This window comes from Hallella colorans (assembly GCF_003096815.1).
GTDB classification, from domain to species: domain Bacteria; phylum Bacteroidota; class Bacteroidia; order Bacteroidales; family Bacteroidaceae; genus Prevotella; species Prevotella colorans.
Window position 1 is genome coordinate 25,189 of record NZ_QENY01000025.1, and the last position, 19,059, is coordinate 44,247.

The 19,059-nt window shown below is 47.0% G+C and carries 17 protein-coding genes and 1 pseudogene; 3 read left to right on the plus strand and 15 right to left on the minus strand.

Annotation, left to right across the window (positions count from 1 at the left end):
- Positions 1-3: 3 nt before the first annotated feature.
- From C7379_RS11030 to C7379_RS11045, 4 genes are all read right to left on the minus strand, one after another.
- Positions 4-306: a DUF4134 domain-containing protein gene (locus C7379_RS11030; RefSeq protein ID WP_004378854.1), complete on the minus strand. Its 303-nt coding sequence runs from the start codon at positions 304-306 to the stop codon at positions 4-6.
- Positions 307-462: 156 nt separating this feature from the next.
- Positions 463-1,239, minus strand: coding sequence for a hypothetical protein (locus C7379_RS11035; protein ID WP_116617348.1), 777 nt, complete (start codon positions 1,237-1,239; stop codon positions 463-465).
- Complete coding sequence (locus C7379_RS11040) at positions 1,236-1,754, minus strand: DUF3408 domain-containing protein (protein ID WP_006948357.1); 519 nt, start codon at positions 1,752-1,754, stop codon at positions 1,236-1,238. The genes C7379_RS11035 and C7379_RS11040 overlap by 4 nt, the downstream gene beginning before the upstream one ends.
- A complete protein-coding gene (locus tag C7379_RS11045) occupies positions 1,741-2,544 on the minus strand; it encodes a nucleotide-binding protein (RefSeq protein ID WP_006948356.1) in 804 nt (267 codons plus the stop codon). Before C7379_RS11045 ends, C7379_RS11040 begins: the two co-directional genes overlap by 14 nt.
- 590 nt (positions 2,545-3,134) lie before the next feature.
- Here C7379_RS11045 and C7379_RS11050 point away from each other — a divergent pair.
- The 3 genes from C7379_RS11050 to mobC all read left to right on the plus strand — a co-directional run bounded on the left by C7379_RS11050 (position 3,135) and on the right by mobC (position 6,932).
- Positions 3,135-3,572, plus strand: a complete 438-nt coding sequence (locus tag C7379_RS11050) for a plasmid mobilization protein (RefSeq protein ID WP_102698303.1) — start codon at positions 3,135-3,137, stop codon at positions 3,570-3,572.
- Complete coding sequence (mobB, locus tag C7379_RS11055) at positions 3,569-4,849, plus strand: conjugal transfer protein MobB (RefSeq protein ID WP_116617349.1); 1,281 nt, start codon at positions 3,569-3,571, stop codon at positions 4,847-4,849. Before C7379_RS11050 ends, mobB begins: the two co-directional genes overlap by 4 nt.
- Before the next feature lie 79 nt (positions 4,850-4,928).
- Positions 4,929-6,932, plus strand: coding sequence for a conjugal transfer protein MobC (gene mobC / locus C7379_RS11060; protein WP_116617350.1), 2,004 nt, complete (start codon positions 4,929-4,931; stop codon positions 6,930-6,932).
- A gap of 21 nt (positions 6,933-6,953) precedes the next feature.
- Here mobC and C7379_RS11065 read toward each other — a convergent pair whose 3' ends face one another.
- The 11 genes and pseudogenes from C7379_RS11065 to C7379_RS11110 all read right to left on the minus strand — a co-directional run.
- Positions 6,954-8,261 carry a DUF1302 family protein gene (locus C7379_RS11065; RefSeq protein ID WP_116617351.1) on the minus strand — a complete coding sequence of 436 codons (1,308 nt, stop codon included), beginning with the start codon at positions 8,259-8,261 and terminating at the stop codon, positions 6,954-6,956.
- 2 nt (positions 8,262-8,263) lie between these two features.
- Complete coding sequence (locus tag C7379_RS11070; protein ID WP_116617352.1) at positions 8,264-9,043, minus strand: outer membrane lipoprotein-sorting protein; 780 nt, start codon at positions 9,041-9,043, stop codon at positions 8,264-8,266.
- A 10-nt stretch (positions 9,044-9,053) separates the two neighbouring features.
- Positions 9,054-11,429: an efflux RND transporter permease subunit gene (locus tag C7379_RS11075; protein WP_116617353.1), complete on the minus strand. Its 2,376-nt coding sequence runs from the start codon at positions 11,427-11,429 to the stop codon at positions 9,054-9,056.
- 12 nt (positions 11,430-11,441) lie between these two features.
- Positions 11,442-13,205 carry an ABC transporter ATP-binding protein gene (locus C7379_RS11080; RefSeq protein ID WP_116617354.1) on the minus strand — a complete coding sequence of 588 codons (1,764 nt, stop codon included), beginning with the start codon at positions 13,203-13,205 and terminating at the stop codon, positions 11,442-11,444.
- Positions 13,202-14,989, minus strand: coding sequence for an ABC transporter ATP-binding protein (locus tag C7379_RS11085; RefSeq protein WP_116617355.1), 1,788 nt, complete (start codon positions 14,987-14,989; stop codon positions 13,202-13,204). Before C7379_RS11085 ends, C7379_RS11080 begins: the two co-directional genes overlap by 4 nt.
- Positions 14,990-15,282: 293 nt before the next feature.
- Positions 15,283-15,897, minus strand: coding sequence for a TetR/AcrR family transcriptional regulator (locus C7379_RS11090; RefSeq protein ID WP_116617356.1), 615 nt, complete (start codon positions 15,895-15,897; stop codon positions 15,283-15,285).
- A gap of 38 nt (positions 15,898-15,935) precedes the next feature.
- The gene (locus tag C7379_RS13110) at positions 15,936-16,058 is read right to left on the minus strand and encodes a hypothetical protein (RefSeq protein WP_262500772.1); all 123 of its coding nucleotides are present in this window, start codon (positions 16,056-16,058) and stop codon (positions 15,936-15,938) included.
- Between the two features lie 55 nt (positions 16,059-16,113).
- Entirely contained in the window at positions 16,114-16,302 is a 189-nt protein-coding gene (locus tag C7379_RS13040) for a hypothetical protein (RefSeq protein WP_243406789.1), read from the minus strand.
- A gap of 45 nt (positions 16,303-16,347) precedes the next feature.
- On the minus strand, positions 16,348-17,793 hold the full coding sequence (locus tag C7379_RS11100) for a PepSY domain-containing protein (protein WP_116617360.1): 1,446 nt from the start codon (positions 17,791-17,793) through the stop codon (positions 16,348-16,350).
- 14 nt (positions 17,794-17,807) lie between these two features.
- On the minus strand, positions 17,808-18,686 hold the full coding sequence (locus C7379_RS11105; protein WP_116617357.1) for a hypothetical protein: 879 nt from the start codon (positions 18,684-18,686) through the stop codon (positions 17,808-17,810).
- 14 nt (positions 18,687-18,700) lie between these two features.
- A pseudogene (locus C7379_RS11110) lies at positions 18,701-19,059 on the minus strand (DUF1858 domain-containing protein); the annotation flags it as partial.

Sequence of the window (19,059 nt, forward strand, 5' to 3'; positions counted from 1 at the left end):
GCCTTACAGGAAGAAACTTCTCAAGATAGTGGCAGCCACGATGAGGAAAATACACGCACCGAACCAAGAGGCTGCGGTCTTGCTCGTATCGGGGTCACCACTTGAGAACTTGTTATAGACTTTTATTCCTCCAATCAGACCTACTACGGCACCGATGGCATAGATGAGTTTTGTCCCTGGATCGAAGTAGGAGGTTACCATTTTTGTGGCTTCATTGATACCCGCCATGCCGTTGCCCTGTGCGTATGCTCCTGTGGCAGTGGCGGCTATCAGGAGTAGCATTGTGATTTTCTTTTTGTTGTTCATTGTTCTGTTTATTTTAAGTTGTTAAATGAATTGTTTTCTTTTGGGTAGAGATGGTAAGGGGTGGCTCGGTTTTATCGTATGACTGATATTGGTTGATTGTTTTACTTTTGAACCACCCCTGCATTCCTCCAAAATATGAAAATCAAGAAACCATTTTTACAGATAATAGGACAGCGGTCTGTCGTCAGCATCGCCCACCGCTGTGTCAGATATGCCAGAAACAGGAGGTGTTGGGTTTTGTGATGAAGGCATTGCTGGTTGAGCACTCTGTTCTTCCTTTTCTTCCGCCTTACGGATTTTCTCCAATAGCGAGGCTTGTTCACCCAGCATCTTGGCGATGTTTTCTTTGTACTTATCCAATAGGTCTGAGTCTTGAAGCCGCAGAACGGTCTCTTTGACTTCTTCCTCATCAGCCTCCTCACTGTTCTTTGCCCACTTTTGCAGGCGAACTAAGTCACGTGCGAGGACGGACTGCTCCGAAATTTCGGCTTCGCCCGATGTGGACTCGATGGATAGGTTTAATTCCTCACGGACAATCTCATCTTCGTCCACTCTCTCCATCTCGAAATCAACGTCCATTTCGTTGTCCTCTTTCATTTCTTTCTCCTTTTCGGAGTTCTGCGGTGCAAAATTATTATTATTCTGCTCCGAATTTTCAGATGATGAAACAGAGGGAATTTGTGGGATAATCGGGGAAGTGGAACGGCTTTTTCCAATCAGTACAAACTCGGCTTGCTCTATTGTTCCTTTTCCTTTCTGTCCGTCTTTTTTCTTCGTTGCTCCTTTCTTCTTGCTATCTTCATCGCTCTTTCCGTTTTTCTTGATAAGGATGCCATACGGAGATACATACCGCATATAGAAATACAGGATACCAAGCATCATCCAAATGATGATGAGTACCAATATAAAACTGAAAAGTATTGTTTCCATCATAGTGTTATTGTTGTCTTACGTCTTTGCTTTGCTGCTGCATTATTGAGCAATTCCTGATGTTCCCGCAGATGCTCCCGGAGGATATTATCAATATAGGAAGCAATAGATACCCTTTCTCCTAAGTCTTGTAGCACATTGCGCAGGTTCTGTAATGTCTCCAAATTGATGGAGAAAGCTGTCCGCATTTGCGAACGTACGGGATGAAAGTATAGGGAACGGTATTCCTCTATGGAAAGGGACGACCTGCCGGACTTTTCCATTCTTGGCTTCCTTTCTCTTTTCGGTTCCGTGTTCCCGATTTCCTCTCCTCCTGTTTCGTCTGTTCGTTCTTCTTTTGCCGTCTTCATTTCTTCCGAACTTTTGTCTTCCTCTCGTGATGTTGCGAGGGAAGGCTCGGTGTCCTCGGATGGATCGAAGGGGTTGGGAACCATGACAGGTTTCACCACGACATTGTCCTCTGCCATTTTCTTCAGCTTCTTTTCCAGTTGCTGTTTTCTTTCCTCAATCGTTGCCATTTTCTGTTTTCGTTTTTAGTTTGAGACGTTGAATTATCTCGGAGACGAGTTCATCCAGCCCCGTACCCGTTCGCAGTCCCTTTGCAGGAGGCTGATAGGTGGAACGGAACACACCACGCAGCCCGTATGTGGAGAGTTCGTGGGAGAAGCGGTGCGTAGCATATACATAGCCGGGCAGGAGCGTGAGCTCATGTCCTTGGATGAGCTTCGTGTATTCGTCAATGATGACGTTCCTCACCCTTCTGTCCACCTTGTTCCAGAAAAGGATAATGTCCTTTATTTGGGAGTCGGACATCGAAACTCCAATCTCCGTGATGGTCTTGGCGTATGCCATGCAGGAGACGAGCGACTGTATGTCGGCTTCAAGTGGAGATAGGATATAGTCCATCTGAAGGGACAGTTCCATCAGTTCGGTTGTTCCGGCATGTCCCGGGAAATCAAATATAACCAACTGGTACTTCTCGTTGCTGATTCCGTCGATTTTACTTCGTGCAGTCCTGACGGCTTCCTTGGGTGCAGACTTGTAAATTCTGTATGCTTTTTTGCCAAGGTGATGAAAGTACTCTTGCATGGATTTGGAAAGCTCTTCGCTCTCCTGAACGATACTTTTCTCACGTTCCCTCAGTTTGTAGAAAGAGTCTTGCGACAGGTCGCAGTCCATCACGAAGAGGTTGATGCCTTGTTCGTAGTACAATATGCTGCTTACGATTTCGGCAAGAGTACTTTTTCCCACTCCTCCCTTTTGCGAGGAGAACCCCAGAAAGATGGGGCGTTGTTGTTTGTTCTCCATAATGATAATTTCTTAGTTCATATTACTTGTCTATTTGATGTTTGGATGTGCTCTCATTCTTGAGAAGTATCAGCAGACAGTTTGTTCTGGCTGCGTATGGTTCGTGCGATAGTCTGAAAGGACGATTTATAGTTCTTGCTATCTGTTGTACTGACAATAGTTTGTCATGACAACAAATTGTTATGAATATGTTTCGTTCCTTCTTGTCATCTTTGGTGTAAGCCAACGGTAATACGATGTATCTTTTACTTGTATCATCATGCCATTGTTCGCTCGTTCTGACTGCAAAATAAATGATATTTTGGCTGATTATATGACACCAATGAAGTGCAGGGAAATGCGAGGAAAAAGAGTGAATACCATTGATAATGAGATATTTGAAAACTCGCCGTAACTTTGCAGGCGAGAATAATACATGGAGGTAATATCCCGAAGCAGACACCCCACAAGGGTGGATACTTCAATCGTATCAACTCTTGATATTGGCAAGGTGTGTCTTTGTAACACAAACTTACAGTTGTACCACAAAGACCCTTGCCCCGAAGGGGAGATGAATTACTCCAAAGTCGTAATTAAAGAAGAAAACAACAGTGAATAAGCAGACGGAAAAGGACAATGGGCGAAAATCCTCCGATAAGCCCCGATGGGACAACTGGCATGTGCGGTTACCTAACCCGAAAGACCAGCAGAGAGCGATTGATTTGTTTCAGCGTTCGGGCGCAGAAACCAAGTCGGATTTTGTGCGTGGTCGCATTCTTGGAGAGAGTTTCAAGGTGATAACGGTGGATAAATCCGCCGTGGGATACTACCGTAAACTCTCTGAACTGACGGCACAAATCCATAAAATTGGCGTGCTGTATAACCAAGCCGTGCGTGCCATCAACAGCTATCACAGCATAAAAACTGCACAGATACTGCTTGAAAAGTTGGAGCATTTATCGGCTCAAATCATTGCCTTACAGGATCAGACTATCCGTTTGACCATTGATTATAGGAAGAAAAGTGTTGAAAATTTAGTCCAAAAATGATAGCAAAGATTTCAAGTACGGAGAACCTTGGAGGAGCACTCGGTTATAACTTCAAAAAGGTGGAAAAAGAGGAAGCAAGCATTCTTCTTGCCCAAGGCTTGTATCAAAACAAAGAGGAAACATATACGATGGAAGAGGTGTTTGCTGATATGGAGGCTCTGATACCGAAGAAATGCCGAACGAAGAAAACGGTGTTCCATTGCTCGCTCAATCCGCATCCGGACGAAAAACTCACCGATGAGCAACTCGTACAGATTGCCAAGGAATATATGGAGGCACTCGGCTATGGCAAACAGCCCTACATCGTTTTTAAGCATAATGACATTGCCCGTGAGCATATTCACATCGTTTCGCTTCGAGTGGATAGTCAAGGCAGAAAAATCAATGACAGGTATGAGGGCAGGCGAAGCAAAAAGATTACTGATGCTCTGGAAAAGAAATATAACCTCATTCCAAGTTCAAAGGTCAGTGATAGAACAACAACAGAAACGCCAAAGGTCGATACAACGCAAGGAAATATCAAGGAACAAGTGGCAAATACTGTTCGTTCTGCGATGAAGCATTATGTCTTCTGTTCCTTGGGCGAACTCAATGCCATTTTGAGCAGATACAACCTTGCGGTAGAGGAGGTAAAGACCGAGTATAGGGGCAAGCGATATGATGGGCTGGTCTATGTGCCTACCGATGATAAAGGTAATAAGGTGAGCACGCCCATTCACGCCTCGGACATAGGTAGAGGTGTGGGCTATGCTGCCGTCCAAAATAAGATGCAGAAATCGAAGGAGGCGATTAAGCCCTTGATACCAACCATCAGAGGGAAGGTATTAGAAACGATGCGTACTTCTCCCGACACAGAAGAAAAACTCCGACAAAGATTGAAGGAACAAGGCTTGCGAGTGGTAATCCGGAAGAATGAGGGTGGACGCATCTATGGTATCACGTTCATTGATGATGACAGGGGCATTGCGCTCAATGGCTCTCGATTAGGTAAAGGATATGCTGCCAATAAATTTAACGAGTACTTCTCTAGCCCTGCTCACAATCCATTCTCGGATGAAACGCTTTATGGTAATCCGTCCGTTAGCCATGAACAGATAAATAACATGCGGTTATTACAACAAGACACAGAGGAAGGCGACAACCTTGTTGATGAACTTATCGACGATATGGTGGGAGAATCCTTCTCTTCATCGGGTAACGATGATTGGAAAGAAGCGGCATGGCAACGCAAACTCCGAAAACAAAGCAAGATAAAACTTAGACGCAGAAAACATTAAATAAACACATTCAATAAACGATTTTTTTTCCAACTCCCTTCCCTTCGGAGGGGTTGGGGGAGGCTACAAATACATTATTATGGCACAAGAAGACGATTTAAGGGCATTGGGTAAGGTCATGGACTTTATGCGGGGCATATCCGTGATATTCCTCCTGATTAACTGTTACTGGTTCTGCTACGAGACATTTCAATCGTGGCACTTCACACTCGGTATCATCAACAAGATACTGATGAACTTTCAACGCTCCACGGGATTATTTTCATCTATCTTATGGACGAAACTCTTTTGTGTGGTATTCCTCGCACTGTCCTGTCTTGGCACAAAAGGCGTGAAGGAGGAGAAAATCACATGGCCAAAGATTTGGACGGTGCTTTTCGCTGGTTTTGTGTTTTTCTTTCTGAATTGGTGGCTGTTGACATTGCCCATAGGTAAGGTGGGTGCTGCTTCGCTCTATATCTTCACACTCTCTGTGGGTTATATCTGTCTGCTGATGGCAGGTGTGTGGATGAGCCGACTGCTCAAAAATAACTTGATGGACGACGTGTTCAATACCGAAAATGAGAGTTTTATGCAGGAGACACGACTGATGGAAAATGAATACTCGGTCAATCTTCCTACACGCTTCTATTATAAGAAAAGATGGAACAACGGCTGGATTAATATTGTCAATCCGTTCCGTGCTTCAATGGTACTCGGTACTCCTGGTTCGGGTAAATCCTACGCCATCGTAAACAACTACATCAAGCAGCAGATAGAAAAAGGATTTGCAATGTATATCTACGACTACAAGTTCCCCGACCTTTCAGAAATCGCTTACAACCATTTGCTCAACCATCTTGATGCGTACCAAGTAAAGCCACAATTCTTTGTGATTAACTTTGACGATCCACGCAAGTCGCATCGATGCAATCCCATCAATCCGTCCTTTATGACGGATATTTCGGATGCCTATGAAAGTGCATATACCATTATGCTCAATCTCAACCGCTCGTGGATTCAGAAGCAGGGAGATTTCTTTGTGGAGTCGCCTATTATCCTTTTGGCGGCCATCATTTGGTTTCTGAAGATATATGAAAACGGTAAGTTCTGTACCTTTCCGCACGCCATCGAGTTTCTCAATCGTCCCTACGCACAGATATTCCCGATACTAACAGCTTACGATGAGCTTGCCAACTACCTTTCGCCCTTTATGGACGCGTGGGAAGGAGGAGCGCAGGATCAGTTGCAGGGACAGATTGCCAGTGCAAAGATACCGCTTTCACGCATGATTTCTCCTGCCCTCTATTGGGTGATGACGGGCAATGATTTCTCGCTCGATATCAATAATCCCAATGAGCCGAAAGTGCTTGTCGTGGGTAATAATCCTGACCGCCAGAATATCTACTCGGCAGCACTCGGACTTTACAATAGCCGTATTGTGAAACTCATCAACAAAAAGAAGCAACTGAAATCTTCTGTAATCATTGACGAGCTTCCAACTATCTACTTTCGCGGGCTTGATAATCTTATCGCTACTGCTCGAAGCAACAAGGTCGCTGTTTGCTTGGGCTTTCAAGACTTCTCGCAGCTTACCCGCGACTATGGCGATAAGGAGAGCAAGGTGATACAGAATACCGTGGGCAATGTTTTTAGTGGTCAGGTGGTAGGAGAAACAGCTAAGACTCTATCAGAACGTTTTGGCAAGGTGCTTCAACAACGGCAGTCTATGACCATCAATCGCAACGATAAATCCACGTCTATCTCCACACAGATGGATAGTCTTATCCCTGCATCAAAAATCAGCAATCTCACGCAAGGAATGTTCGTGGGAGCAGTGTCCGATAACTTTGATGAACGCATCGACCAGAAGATTTTCCACGCTGAAATTGTTGTGGATAGTGCAAAAGTCTCTGCCGAAATGAAGCAATACCAGTCCATTCCTGAAATCAATGCGTTTCAAAACGAAGATGGCTCCGATAATCTCAAAGAGACTATCGAAGCCAACTATAAATGTGTTAAGCGGGAAATAATTGTTTTGATTGAAAAAGAAATAAAAAGGATAAAAGAAGATCCTTCTCTTTGTCATCTTATAAAAGAATGAGACGCAATGTCTTTATGTCATTCAAAAACTATATTTCATCTTTGCCCATATTTCAGAGTTTCGGTCATACATCTGAAACTTGCCTTTGTCGGCATGGAAGAAATCGTATCCGGCAGTGAGTTCGATTTGGTCGTTCAAGGCGTAGGATGCAGAGAAACGGTTAAAAACGCCGCCATTGGCTACATCTATATAGGCGAATGTTGAAAGTTTCAGCATATTCCGCAGTAGTTCTTTCGATATTCTTGCCGTGGCAAGTCCGGCATTGCGATAAACGGAAAGACCGTCAAGGTTTCCTGCCGTATATTTATGGCAGTATTGCGCGCTGAAGTTCCAATCGTTGCCCGGATACCAGTCCACACCGGCAAGGATATTGTACGTATTTCGGCATACCACATCTTTTCCTACACCTCTGCTTTGCACCTCATCGAAATAGCAAGCAGCCTCCGTGCGAAGGACAAACTGCCCGACTGGCAGCGAACAATCGGCTCCGAGCATCGTCATCCGGCGGTATTCTCCCTTGACCTGAAGCTGCTTCCCGTCCTCAGAAAAGGCAAGCGAGAGGGCGGGCATCTTGTTCCATGTGCGCAGTGCGCTCAGGGAGAAATCAATCCCGCTGAGGCTGACCGTTATCCGTCCGCCGTACTCCATGTTGCGAAGTCTTTTCTCCGGTTTTCCACTTTCCATATCTATGGTATAAGGAAGAGTGGCTGACGGCAGGCTCAACGCCCACGGATTGCGCTGATCGGTGGGCAGGATGAAGAAGTCCGCCACGGGAATGCCTATCGCCTCGAATGTCACTGCGCGCCATGTGTATTTGGCACGCAGGGCATTGACGGGCATACGGATGTCGTCGTAGTCCTGCGCAAGGAACTCCGTATAGTCGAATGGCGACACGCAATCGGTCAGGCGCAATGCGTCTGCCACGCCCCACACCACAATCTGCCGCCCCAACCGAAGGTCAAGGTTTCCTTTGGCGTATGCAAGATATGCCTCGCGCAACTCCATTCCCGTGCGGTCTTTCAGTATAGCGTTGTAGGTGGCGTTCATGGAAACAAAAAGGGAAGCAACACCTTTTTCGAGTTTTACCTCTCCGCGTACACGGGTTCTCGAAGCCATCCAGTCGGCTTTTCCCTCTGTTCTGAAAGCATGGTAGGTGTCGAGAAAGCCCTTTGCCTGAACGCGCAGGGCGTTGTCCTCCGTTTCTTCCTCTTGCACATATTCCGCATCAACGGAATCGGTCTCCACCGCCGAGGTGTCAATCTGGGCAAATGCCTGTGCCGAGAGCATCGGCACAAGCAAGAGCGTCGTCCATAATCGCAGCATTCTCATGGTCAGAGTCCTTTCTCCAATTTGGAAACGGTGAAGAGATTGGGCGACACTCGCACATTGAACCGCTGGTTGTTCATACGAATGATGGTCTTGTGTCCTGTCTGCACGTTTTCCATCTGCATAAGGTGCATAGTCCAAAAGCCTTGCACTTTATCAATGTTGGAAATGGTAAGACGGCGGTGTAGCTTGTTCAGTTTATCGTAGTATTCAGCCTTGACAGCCATCAAACAGTCTTGTCTTATCCACGTTACTCGACGTGTATAGATTTCGTCCTTGTCATTGGGAATCGACTGTACCACCCAGCATCTATGTCCGCCTAAGTTTTCTTCTCGCAGGAGCTGGTGTTTTTCCTCGTCCACATTGCGCATACTCATGTCGTTGTAGGTAAAGTCGCTACCCATGAAGTAGTCGGTCTTCGACGACTTACCACTAATGCGTCTTGTCTTTTTCATGGCAGGCAGATAGAGCCACTTGTCGTCCACCTTGCGTGGATTGTCGTAGTCCCATGTGAGGAATCCTGTTCCCTTCACATCTCCGGGATAAGTGAAGAACATAATTTTCTTTGTGTCCTTGCCTACGTCCATAGCCCATGACTTGAGTTTTCTGATGCGTTTGTGTCCACTTCGCTGAATGAGCGTCATCTCTACGGTAGCGTAGCGTGTGTCGCCATCAGGTCGGTTCTTTACTTTTTGCATAATGTCCCTACCAGACAGCCCTGCTGCCTGTGCGCTGCCAATTGCCAACAGAGCGATGAGCAGTAATGTAAAATTTCTTGTTTTCATACTTTAGGGTTTAATTGTTATTTTGAATGTTGTTGTTAATGTTTGCTTTCTCTTGCTTGAATATGTGGAGATAGTCTATGAGGATAGGCGTGAGGAAGAGGTCAGCCAACAAAGCCGATACCATGCCAGCTACTGCCAGTATGCCCCAGTTGCTCATCTGTGTGGCATCGGAGAAGACGAAGCCCATGAATGTAGCCGAGATGACGACCGTGGACATCACAATGGCAAGTCCTTCGGTGCGGAAGGTGCGGTTGATGGCTGTTTCGTAGTTGCCGCATCTTTCGTATGCCACATGGCTGTGGTTGATGAAGTGAATGGTATCATCGACGGCTATACCCAGCACCATTGGTATGAGCGAGGCGGTCATCATGTCAAGTGGGTAGCCAAGCCAGCCCATCATTCCACCCACGATGATGGCAGGGGCAATGTTGGGTATCATACCTACGAGTCCCACTTTCCAGTTTCCAAAAATCAGAACGAGGATTATGCCGATCACCAATACCGACAGCATCATCGACCACATCTGTCCTCGCTCCACATACTGCTGCATGACGGTGAATTGCGGAATATTCCCCACCACCGAGACGTGTGCATCGGGGAAGAGACGGCGTGCCTCCGCCTGAAGGTTGTTCATTTCTTTTTCCGCCTCGTTGGAGTTGTAGTCTTTCAGTTCTATTTGTAGCCTTAGCCGTTTGTAGTTGTAGTCCATCCAGTATTCCGACTCCGTTCCTCCAGCATTTTCGTATAGTAACAGCAACTGTGCTACCATATCGGCATTGTTGGGAATAGTGTAAAATTGCTGCTTGTTTCCGTTTAGAGTGCAATTCATGTCTTTCACAATGTCAGTGATGGAGTTGTGACGTTTAGTTAGCTTGTAGCCATCAGCAATTTTTGATAATAGGTCGAGCTTCTGCAGATTTCTTGGTTTCTTGGCATCGTTGTCGTGCGGTAGCGTAATCATCAAATCGTAGGCATACATGGAGCCGAGTTCCGTTTCACAAAGGTTGAGGAATTTGTTGACGTAAGGCACTTTTCTCCCCATCGTCTTCTCAATGTCGAATGCTGGCTCGATGAAGAAGAGCCCGATGCCACAGAAAATTGTCAGCACCACCGACAAAGCGACAATGCCCCGATGATGGCATATCACAAAACTTCCGAATTGCTCAAACCGATTGCCAATATAGCCCTCGAAGCTCTTCGACATGTTGGCGGCTGGTTTTCTATCTTTGCCAAACGACAACAGAAGGGGAGTGATGAAAAGGCAGGTTAGCAATACGGCGAGCAGACTGATTGATGTATTGAGACCAATTGCTTGCATGGGTACGATGTTCATGGAAAGGAATGTCATCATGGCAGCCACGGTGGTGAGTGCCGAGAGCGATACGCCCCAACCAGTCTCGCCCATCGCATCGATGATGGATTGCCTGCGCCTACCTGTCTCTACGAAGCGCGTCTTGAAGAAGTTGTACAGGTGGATGTTGTAGGCAATGGAGCAAGCAAAGGTGAGAATGACGGCTATCATCATGGTTGTCATGTCGATATAGATGCCTGTCCAGCCGATGATGCCAAAGCTGATGAGCAGTCCTAAGACAGAGGTGAGCAACGGTGCTATTACTCCACGTAGCGAACGAGTTACAATGAGCATTACTACAATAGAGATGATAAATGCGAAGAGGAACAATCGTCCCATTTCGCCCTTAAGATAGACCACCTTCTCATAGCTCAGATAAGGCATTCCCGCAGCAGCGGGCGACAGTTCTGCATATTTCTCCTTGCCTATGATATGTCCAGCTTCCCTGCCAGTAATCATGTCGGGAGCCATGTCGCTCGTCTTCTTCCACACACTGTCGGCAGGGAAGGGACGCAGCTTTACCATGATCCATGTCATCTTTCCATCGGTCGATACCATTTTCTTTGCCAGATAGGGTTTGCTGTAAGCCTTGCGCTTGATTTCTTTCAGTCCCGCGGCATCCGATGGAATTTGCTCGGGTACAATCTGCTCAATGGTCATACCTTCTTCCGTACCAGAGGCAAACTCAAGGTCGGTGAGCGATGTTACCTTGTCGGCATACGACAAACTATCTTTCAGTTCGTTGCTCAGCTCACGAATGAGTGTGAGACTGCGGTTGGAGAAGATGTCCTTATTCTTTACCAATACTGCCACATAGTAGTCGTTTCCAAAGATAGACTTGAACTCGTTGGTCTTGAGCAGTATAGGGTCGTCGCTTAGGAAATAGTCATCGAATGAAGTTCTTACCACGATGCGCTTGGCTCCAACGAGCGAAAAGGCGATGACCACCGCAAACAGCACACCCACAACAAGCCGATGGCGCAAAATCCAGTTCGCCAGCTGCCTGAAAAGGTTGTTGATTTTTTCGATTTTCATGATTGTTTCCTTTTATTTTGTTTCTGTTTCTTTTTCTGATGAGATGTTTTTTGAAGTAGTTTCTTGTTGCAGTCTTACCATTTGTGCAAAAGTCCCATTGTGTGCCATTAGTTCATCGGGTGTACCCTGTTCCACGACTGTTCCGCCAGAGAGTACTATGATGTGGTCGGCACCCAATACGGTGCGCATGCGGTGCGCAATGATGATGACAGTCTTGTTGCGCACCAGTTCGGAGATACCAGCCTGAATCTTTGTCTCGTTCTCGGCATCAAGGCTGGCGGTTGCTTCGTCCAAGAGGATGACAGGAGCATCTTTTAAGAGTGCACGGGCTATGGAGATACGCTGCCGCTCCCCACCCGAAAGGGTTTCTCCATTTTCGCCTATCACCGTGTCGTAGCCTTGTGGCATACGACGGACGAATTCATCGCACTGTGCCAATCGCGCCACATGCCTTACTTCCTCATCGGTGGCGTCGCGCTTTCCTATGCGTATGTTGTCGGCAACAGAGGCATTGAAGAGCATCACGTCTTGGAACACTACGGCGTAATTTTTGAGCAACGTCTCTGGTTCTATGCCCGAGATGTCGTGTCCGCCCAGCGTTATCTTCCCACTATTGATATCCCAAAAACGTGCAGCGAGCTTGGCAGTGGTACTCTTACCACCACCAGATGGACCAACGAGTGCGGTTATCTCGCCTTGTCGGGCAGTGAATGAAACATTGTGAAGCACCTGCTTGTCTGTTTCGTAGGAAAAGCTGACGTTGTGGAACTCAATGTCATAGTTTGAAACTTCCACCTTGGTGTCGCCCGTCTGTATGGGCATTGCCTCCATCTCTTTCATTCGCTTGATACGCACATCGAGAAAAGTAAGAATGGCAAGGTGATTGCATACTTCAAGAATAGGATTATAAACCATTGCCGAAACAAGGAGGAACGCCAAATAGACGAACACCGATACGTCGCCACGCTGAAGCATCCATGCGCCTACAACGATGACGGTAGGCATGCCTAATTTAAGCAGTACAGCGGAGATGTTGACAAAAACACCTGCCAAGAGTTCAACGGCAACAAGTCCTTTTTCTAATGTTTTTAATCGCTGGTCGAACCGCTGGTTATATTCGTCCTCGCCATTGTACGACTTGATTTCCTGCACACATTCCAGTCCTTCCTGTATCTGTTCGCTCACTCCTCGTTTGATGTGGTAGATACGTGTAAAAGCCTTGTCCATTCGATTTCGTGAAACTAATAACACCACCAAGGCAAAAGGTACTACCCAAAACAGTGCGATAGCTAATCGCCAGTCGTAACAAAACATTCCCGCTGCGATAATGACAATGCTTACCCCTGAAGCAAATAGTTGGGGAATAGCGTGCGAGAACGTTGTTTCCAATTGTGTGCAGTCTTCCATAATAGTGGCAGTGAGGTCGGAGAGATTGCGCTCACCAAAAAAGGCGAGAGGCAAGCGGCGCAGTTTCTCGGCTAAAGAGATACGGCGTTGTGCACTCTCATTATATACAGTGGTATAGGTACTGTCGTATTGCCGACGAATCACGACGAGCATCACGACCATAAGCCCTGCTGCCATGAGGAGATAAAACCACAACGTATGAGGGGCATTCATTGGCATATTATCGAGATACTCCATCAGGAAGAAAAACAAATAAGTGGGAGGCAGCATCAGCACAAGGTTGAGCAGTGTCGAAAAGACGATGCCTTGGCGCAAGTCTTTTGCCCCTTTTTCCGTAAGAGCGAAACGGTTTTGAAAATATTTAATCATGACTTTATGACTTTATGACTTTTAATAGATGATAGTTTCCACGAAACAGATTGTTGATATTCATTCCACATACGGTGGTAATACTTTTCCTCACTCAATAGTTCCTTGTGCGTTCCCTGTTCGACAATCTCGCCGTTGTCCACAACTACGATACTATCGGCATCCTGCACAGTGGTAAGTCTATGGGCTATCATCAGCACTGTTTTTCCTTGGGTGAGATGTGCCAGTGCCTTACGGATAAGCTGTTCGTTTTCGGGGTCGGCAAAGGCGGTTGCCTCATCGAGCACCACGATAGGAGCGTCTTTCAGAATGGCACGAGCAAGGACAATACGCTGCTGCTCACCTCCCGAAAGATAAGTGCCTTCGGCACCGATAACGGTATCCAATCCCTGTGGCAGACGGTCGATAATCTCGCGACTTTGTGAGAGGTCGATGGCACGGTTGATCTGTTCAGTCGTTGCATCAGGATTGCCGTAACGTAGGTTTTCGATGAGCGAAGTTTTGAACAGACGGGTGTTTTGGAAGACGAACGACACGTTGCGCATCAGCTCGTCCTTGCGCATATCCCTCACGTCTATGCCTCCTATGGTAACGCTGCCATGACATACGTCCCAAAAACGGGGTATCAATCTTGCTATCGTGGTTTTTCCGCTGCCCGAGGCTCCTACAAGCGCAACCGTCTTGCCTTCGGGAATGGTAAGGTTGATATGACTCACTGCATCTTTCTCCGCTCCCTCATATCGGAACGAAACATCGTTAAAACGAATGTCGTACGCTTCTGCCCGTTTTGGCTCGTCATGCTGCGAGAGCGGTGCAATATCAGTGAGCTGCTCTAATCGTTCAACAGCCTCGTTTGCTAAGAAAAGGTCCTGGCTGAGATACATGGCTTTCATCACATTGGAAGCGATGAGCGGTGCAATCACCACATAAAGTATCACGTTGGCGATAATTGTGCTTGTATCTCCACCGTGTCCTATCAGGATAATAGCAGTAGGAACGAGGATGAAGGCAAAGGCATTGATAGCCAGTATATAAAATGACATTGGCGTGCGCCACACAAGCGTACACTTGATGACAAGGTCGCGGTAGCTGATAATGCTATCGTAGAAGCGTTTGAACGAGAAGACCGTTTGTTGGAACACCTTGACCACGGGAATACCTCTGACATATTCCACTGCCTCTGCCCCCATCTTTTCCTGCGCATCAAGGTAGAGTCTTTGGAATTGGTTGTTCTTCGGGTTCATCATATATCCCATAATGCCTATCGCGCCAACGAGAGGTATTATTGCAGCCGCACCCAACTGCCAATCCACAGCGAATAACAGTACGATAACACCTATCGGAGCAACGACACAGCTTGCCACATCGGGTAGCAGGTGTGCCACAAAAGTATGGGTCTCTCCCGAATCCTCATCTATGATTTTGCGCATACGCCCCGTGTTTTGTTCATCGAGATAGCCCAATGGTGCACGCATTAACCGTTGCATCGCCTTGCGCCTCATGTTGGTTTCGATACGGAATGCTGCGAGGTGAGAAAGCATCAGTGCCAAAAAGTAAAGCAACACGTTTGCCACCGATATGACAAAAGCCCATAGGGCATAGTCTATAAGGGGTGTGTTTGAGAGGTTGCCCTTGGTGATTAGTAGTGTGCGCACCACGAGCCACAAAAGTATGAATGGGACAAGCGACAGCAGTCCGTTGACTGCCGACAGCCCGACGGAGCATGGCAGCAACCACTTGCGCCCTCCCATGTAAGCTCCTAAACGTTTGAGAGTCTTGATCATATTTGTTATGTTTGAATGTTATGATATTACTGTTTCATGATGTTCCTACGAAAAAAGCATTATTGAGTACGGTTCGGGGGTACAATAATGAATGATGTTTCAATCTGTTCAAAAAAAAAGCGCACCGTCCAAGTAAAGAACGGTGCGCCTCGTGTATCGCAGTGTAGGGCATTAGCCCTTGATGACATTTCAATTTATACATACTTATCAATATTTACGATGCAAAGATACGAAGAGAGAAACGGAATGGCAATACCGAAAAATAGGTATTTTTACGCTGCAAAATAGGTATTTTATGGTTTCATCAACTCCTTCCACCCTGCCATGCCGTATGTCACATACTGTTGAAGTGCCAGTCTAATTTCCTCCTCGTTATATTCCTCATGCTCTACGAGCTCGCAAAACAGAGTCAGCCACGCAGAGCAGGTCAGGTGCAGGAAGAACGGCGACATGTTGATGTCAAGGTGCGGATAGCGTTCCTTCATCAGTCGGAGATATTCCACGCCCACCTGCATCTGGTGGTCGATGATTTTGTCCTTGTAGTTTGCCAGCGACGTACCCTCGGCATTGAAGAGCAACAGCCGCAGCTCGGGGCGGAACTGCTTGACAAGAGTGAGCATCGCCATGATGTGATTGATTTGCTGTTGCCGCAAATCGAACACGTCGAGCGAGAGAAATTCCTCATCATTATGCGAGAGGATATAGCGGTCGAGGGCACGGAGCAACGGGCGCATCACCTCGCAGAAAAGCTCGTCCTTGCTGCGGAAGTAGTGATAGACGTTGCCCACCGCCACTCCCGCTTGGGTTGCCACCGTGCGAATGGAGGTCTGCCTCACGCCGTTCCTGATAAATTCCCTGTGTGCCGCGTAAAGGATGCGCTGTCTAATGTCGGTCTTCAATGTCTGCATGGCATCATGTTTAGTGAGAGAAATCGCCTTCGTCTATATCAAAATTCCAGCTCCAGCCCTATCATCACCTCCTCGGGAGCAAAGCGAAGCCCGAAGCCATCGTTGCCTATCTCTTGTTCCTCACCGACGAAATAATTCTTGCGGTAGTCTGCAAAGCCCATGCGCATACAGAGGCATAGCCCAGCATCATGCCGCCGCCCACGTTTCGTTGAAACACTAGCCTACTTCGGGATAAAGCTGCAAAGTGGTGGCTTTGGTCTTCGTGTTGTTCCAATAAGTAAGGGCACCGCCTACGAACAGTCCGCCCTCGTGGTCGTCCTCATGGAAAGGCGAAGCCGTCTGCTCCTGCGCCCAACCGATGAAAGGAATAAGCGATAAAAAGAAAGTAAATATCTGTTTCTTCATTGTTTGGAAATACTGTTGATAAAAATTATAATATGAAATGTAAACTCAATGAGGGTATCTTCTATATATCTTCCAACCACTCCAAAGGCACCATAAGCAAGCCACGCCCATGAGAAAGATGTAAAATAGAGACGCCATGCCCAAAAAGGTAAAGATTCGCCCTGTGTGCACTTCTATGCAAACGTTGCGTAATGACATGGGCAGCGTTGTCATGCTGTCAGGCATACGAAGGCGAGAATTACCCTTCTTGTAATCCACCACCATGTCCTTACCGTCCAAGTCTGATGAAAATCCTGCAATGGCATGACTTCCAAAAGGATTCCCACTCACAGACTGCACCTTTTGACGCGTGAAATAGTCGGTGACGGACTGATGCGCTCTATCCCATACATACATGCCGCTGAACGAACCTACCAGCCATGTGTTCTGATGAGTGTGTTGCTCGACATTGATGCCCATAACGCTCATAGGAGGTTGCACCTTCTCTCTTTGCGGTGTGCTGCCCAAATGACGAAGAGAATAGAAACCGTCCGACGTACACAACAGCCAGTCGGCTTTATCCTTATCATACCGCAGTGAGCGCAGACAACCATTCCATGGGTTGTCGCTATCCATGGAAGAAAAAGGTATGGGCGGTATTTTGCCAGAGGCTATGGCTATGAGCGCAGGCGGACGTAGCATCCAGCCTGTAATGGTGAGCAGCAACAGAAAGAACATCGCACCTCGTCCCAACTTGTTGTGCCATGTTATCAGCCTTCGCTTCGTACGTGTTCCCAACAATGAATGGGAACGAGGCGCAAAGGAATAATATACGCCTGATAGGGAGAGAAACAAGAGGATTAGTCCCACCGCATCGACAAAGAGCTTGCCAGCCATACCAAACAGTCCGCCTCCATGAAGAAGCCATATCGTTCGGAAGAGCGAAACCTTCCCTTTGTCATTGTCTGTTTTCTTCAAGGTGATTTTTTGGAAGTCGTGGTAAGGATAACGAGACAGATAAACGTAAGACCGACCCGTGATGATGAGCGAGTCGCCCTTCTGTGTAATATCACTCAACTTTTCGTGCTTACCCTGAAGAATATCAACTTGTTCCCATACGCCATGGTTGTTCAACCGATACAAATGACGTTGGCTCATGGCATATAAACAGCCATTGGGCATGACCGTCATTCCACGAATGTTTCTCAGGTCGGCACCCTTGGGAAATCCGCGGTTAAAGTCGGTTATCGTGTCGGCATCCTTCTCTTTCGCCCAAATGCCAGCGTTGCCATATATCAACACCTTGTTTCTCCATTTCTGCGTACCACGAAACAATCCTTGGTTCCACTGGCTATATCGATATTCTGAGGGTAACAGTGTCCTGCTGATATCGATGCCTTGAAACAACTTGGTATGATTGAGTACTATTCCCGAGAGACAAAAGAGTATGACGAACGGAGCCAAGATAATTCCTAACCATTTATGCTGCCGTCTCCATGTTGTTTTCTTCATCCCAACTCCTTTCATCATTGCTCTGCTCTCTTTCGTTGTTTGCCTTTGAACCAAAGATAAACACCCAACAAAACAAACGCGATGAGGATGACAAGCATTTGCCACACGTGTTTTTCTGGCTCTACCCAAAACTCTTGGAAGAAGTTCATCCTTCCTAATATTTCCACAGGTGTCCAAAAGATGATGACAGTGGCAATCGCCATTCGTATGTTTGCGCCCCATGCAGCGATGTGCAATTGGTGGCGAAACATGAAGATAGACCCCGCGAGACACCCCACTCCAACAAGGAACGTTACAGGGTGATGATCACCGAGGAAAGTCTTGTCGTAGCAGAACATGAGCAGCAAGTACATTGCCCAAAGAATCATGTTCAGTTCCATGAACGTGACGATGCTCGTGTGGCGCGTCATGGGTTGCACCACCACAACCTTGCGTTTGCTTCTGAAACATACCTTTTGTATCCATGTAATCAGGTCGCAGCCGTTCTTTGTGCTGAACACATACATGGTCATCACCATCATCCACAAGCCAAACGAGGCAGGCATGATAAGGTATTCGGGCTTCGTCACCACCACGCCATTCTCTATCTCTGGTTGCACGCCATAGCGTCGGGCATAATACAGGAAGAGGAACTCCACCCAACCCGTCCAGAAAAGCAGTCCACCGAAGAGTCCCCACAGCGTCTGTCGGGTATCGCCCTTCACAAACACGCCGACGATAACGAGGACAAGCCCCACGAAACCCATCGCAAACCCTGCTACATGCATGGCGCCTTCGTTCATGAACTTCTCCATCAATATCATCAGCGCATGACCCAAGGGCATGGCAAAAAGCACCAATAAAAATGAGGCGATGGTGCGCCACCAGTAGTATTTTCTTACTTTTTTATCCATATTATTGAGATATGTTATGATTGACTGATACGATGTATGGCCTGCCGTATCATCGTGATGAGCTTTTGTGTTCCTAATCCGGACCGTTCTCCCGCCATCTTGATGGTAACCTTTTTCAGAATCAATTTTCCCAATGCTGTTTGCAACATTTTAAAAGGTGCGTATTGCTGAGCCAAGGCTTCCTTTAGACCAGGATATTGAGAAAAAAGATCTTTGAGCATAGTGTCTTCGGTAATCTCTGCTATCTGTTTGTCGTCATCTTTCTCTGCTTCCATAGCGTCTGTCATTGTAGAGGTGGGCGGTGTGGCATACTTCTCTTTTTCGTCTGCCCATGTGAGAAGCGTCTGCGACCCAGTGAGAGTACGAATGCGAG

Excerpts from the sequence above, each read along its gene's own strand:
- C7379_RS11030 (WP_004378854.1), bottom strand. The coding sequence starts at position 306 with ATGAACAACAAAAAGAAAATCACAATGCTACTCCTGATAGCCGCCACT.
- C7379_RS11085 (WP_116617355.1), bottom strand. The coding sequence starts at position 14,989 with ATGATCAAGACTCTCAAACGTTTAGGAGCTTACATGGGAGGGCGCAAG.
- C7379_RS11075 (WP_116617353.1), bottom strand. The coding sequence starts at position 11,429 with ATGAAAATCGAAAAAATCAACAACCTTTTCAGGCAGCTGGCGAACTGG.
- mobB (WP_116617349.1), top strand. The coding sequence starts at position 3,569 with ATGATAGCAAAGATTTCAAGTACGGAGAACCTTGGAGGAGCACTCGGT.
- C7379_RS11040 (WP_006948357.1), bottom strand. The coding sequence starts at position 1,754 with ATGGCAACGATTGAGGAAAGAAAACAGCAACTGGAAAAGAAGCTGAAG.
- C7379_RS11080 (WP_116617354.1), bottom strand. The coding sequence starts at position 13,205 with ATGATTAAATATTTTCAAAACCGTTTCGCTCTTACGGAAAAAGGGGCA.
- C7379_RS11090 (WP_116617356.1), bottom strand. The coding sequence starts at position 15,897 with ATGCAGACATTGAAGACCGACATTAGACAGCGCATCCTTTACGCGGCA.
- C7379_RS11105 (WP_116617357.1), bottom strand. The coding sequence starts at position 18,686 with ATGGATAAAAAAGTAAGAAAATACTACTGGTGGCGCACCATCGCCTCA.
- C7379_RS13040 (WP_243406789.1), bottom strand. The coding sequence starts at position 16,302 with ATGAAGAAACAGATATTTACTTTCTTTTTATCGCTTATTCCTTTCATC.
- mobC (WP_116617350.1), top strand. The coding sequence starts at position 4,929 with ATGGCACAAGAAGACGATTTAAGGGCATTGGGTAAGGTCATGGACTTT.
- C7379_RS11070 (WP_116617352.1), bottom strand. The coding sequence starts at position 9,043 with ATGAAAACAAGAAATTTTACATTACTGCTCATCGCTCTGTTGGCAATT.
- C7379_RS11100 (WP_116617360.1), bottom strand. The coding sequence starts at position 17,793 with ATGAAGAAAACAACATGGAGACGGCAGCATAAATGGTTAGGAATTATC.
- C7379_RS11035 (WP_116617348.1), bottom strand. The coding sequence starts at position 1,239 with ATGATGGAAACAATACTTTTCAGTTTTATATTGGTACTCATCATCATT.
- C7379_RS13110 (WP_262500772.1), bottom strand. The coding sequence starts at position 16,058 with ATGGGCTTTGCAGACTACCGCAAGAATTATTTCGTCGGTGAGGAACAA.
- C7379_RS11045 (WP_006948356.1), bottom strand. The coding sequence starts at position 2,544 with ATGGAGAACAAACAACAACGCCCCATCTTTCTGGGGTTCTCCTCGCAA.
- C7379_RS11065 (WP_116617351.1), bottom strand. The coding sequence starts at position 8,261 with ATGAGAATGCTGCGATTATGGACGACGCTCTTGCTTGTGCCGATGCTC.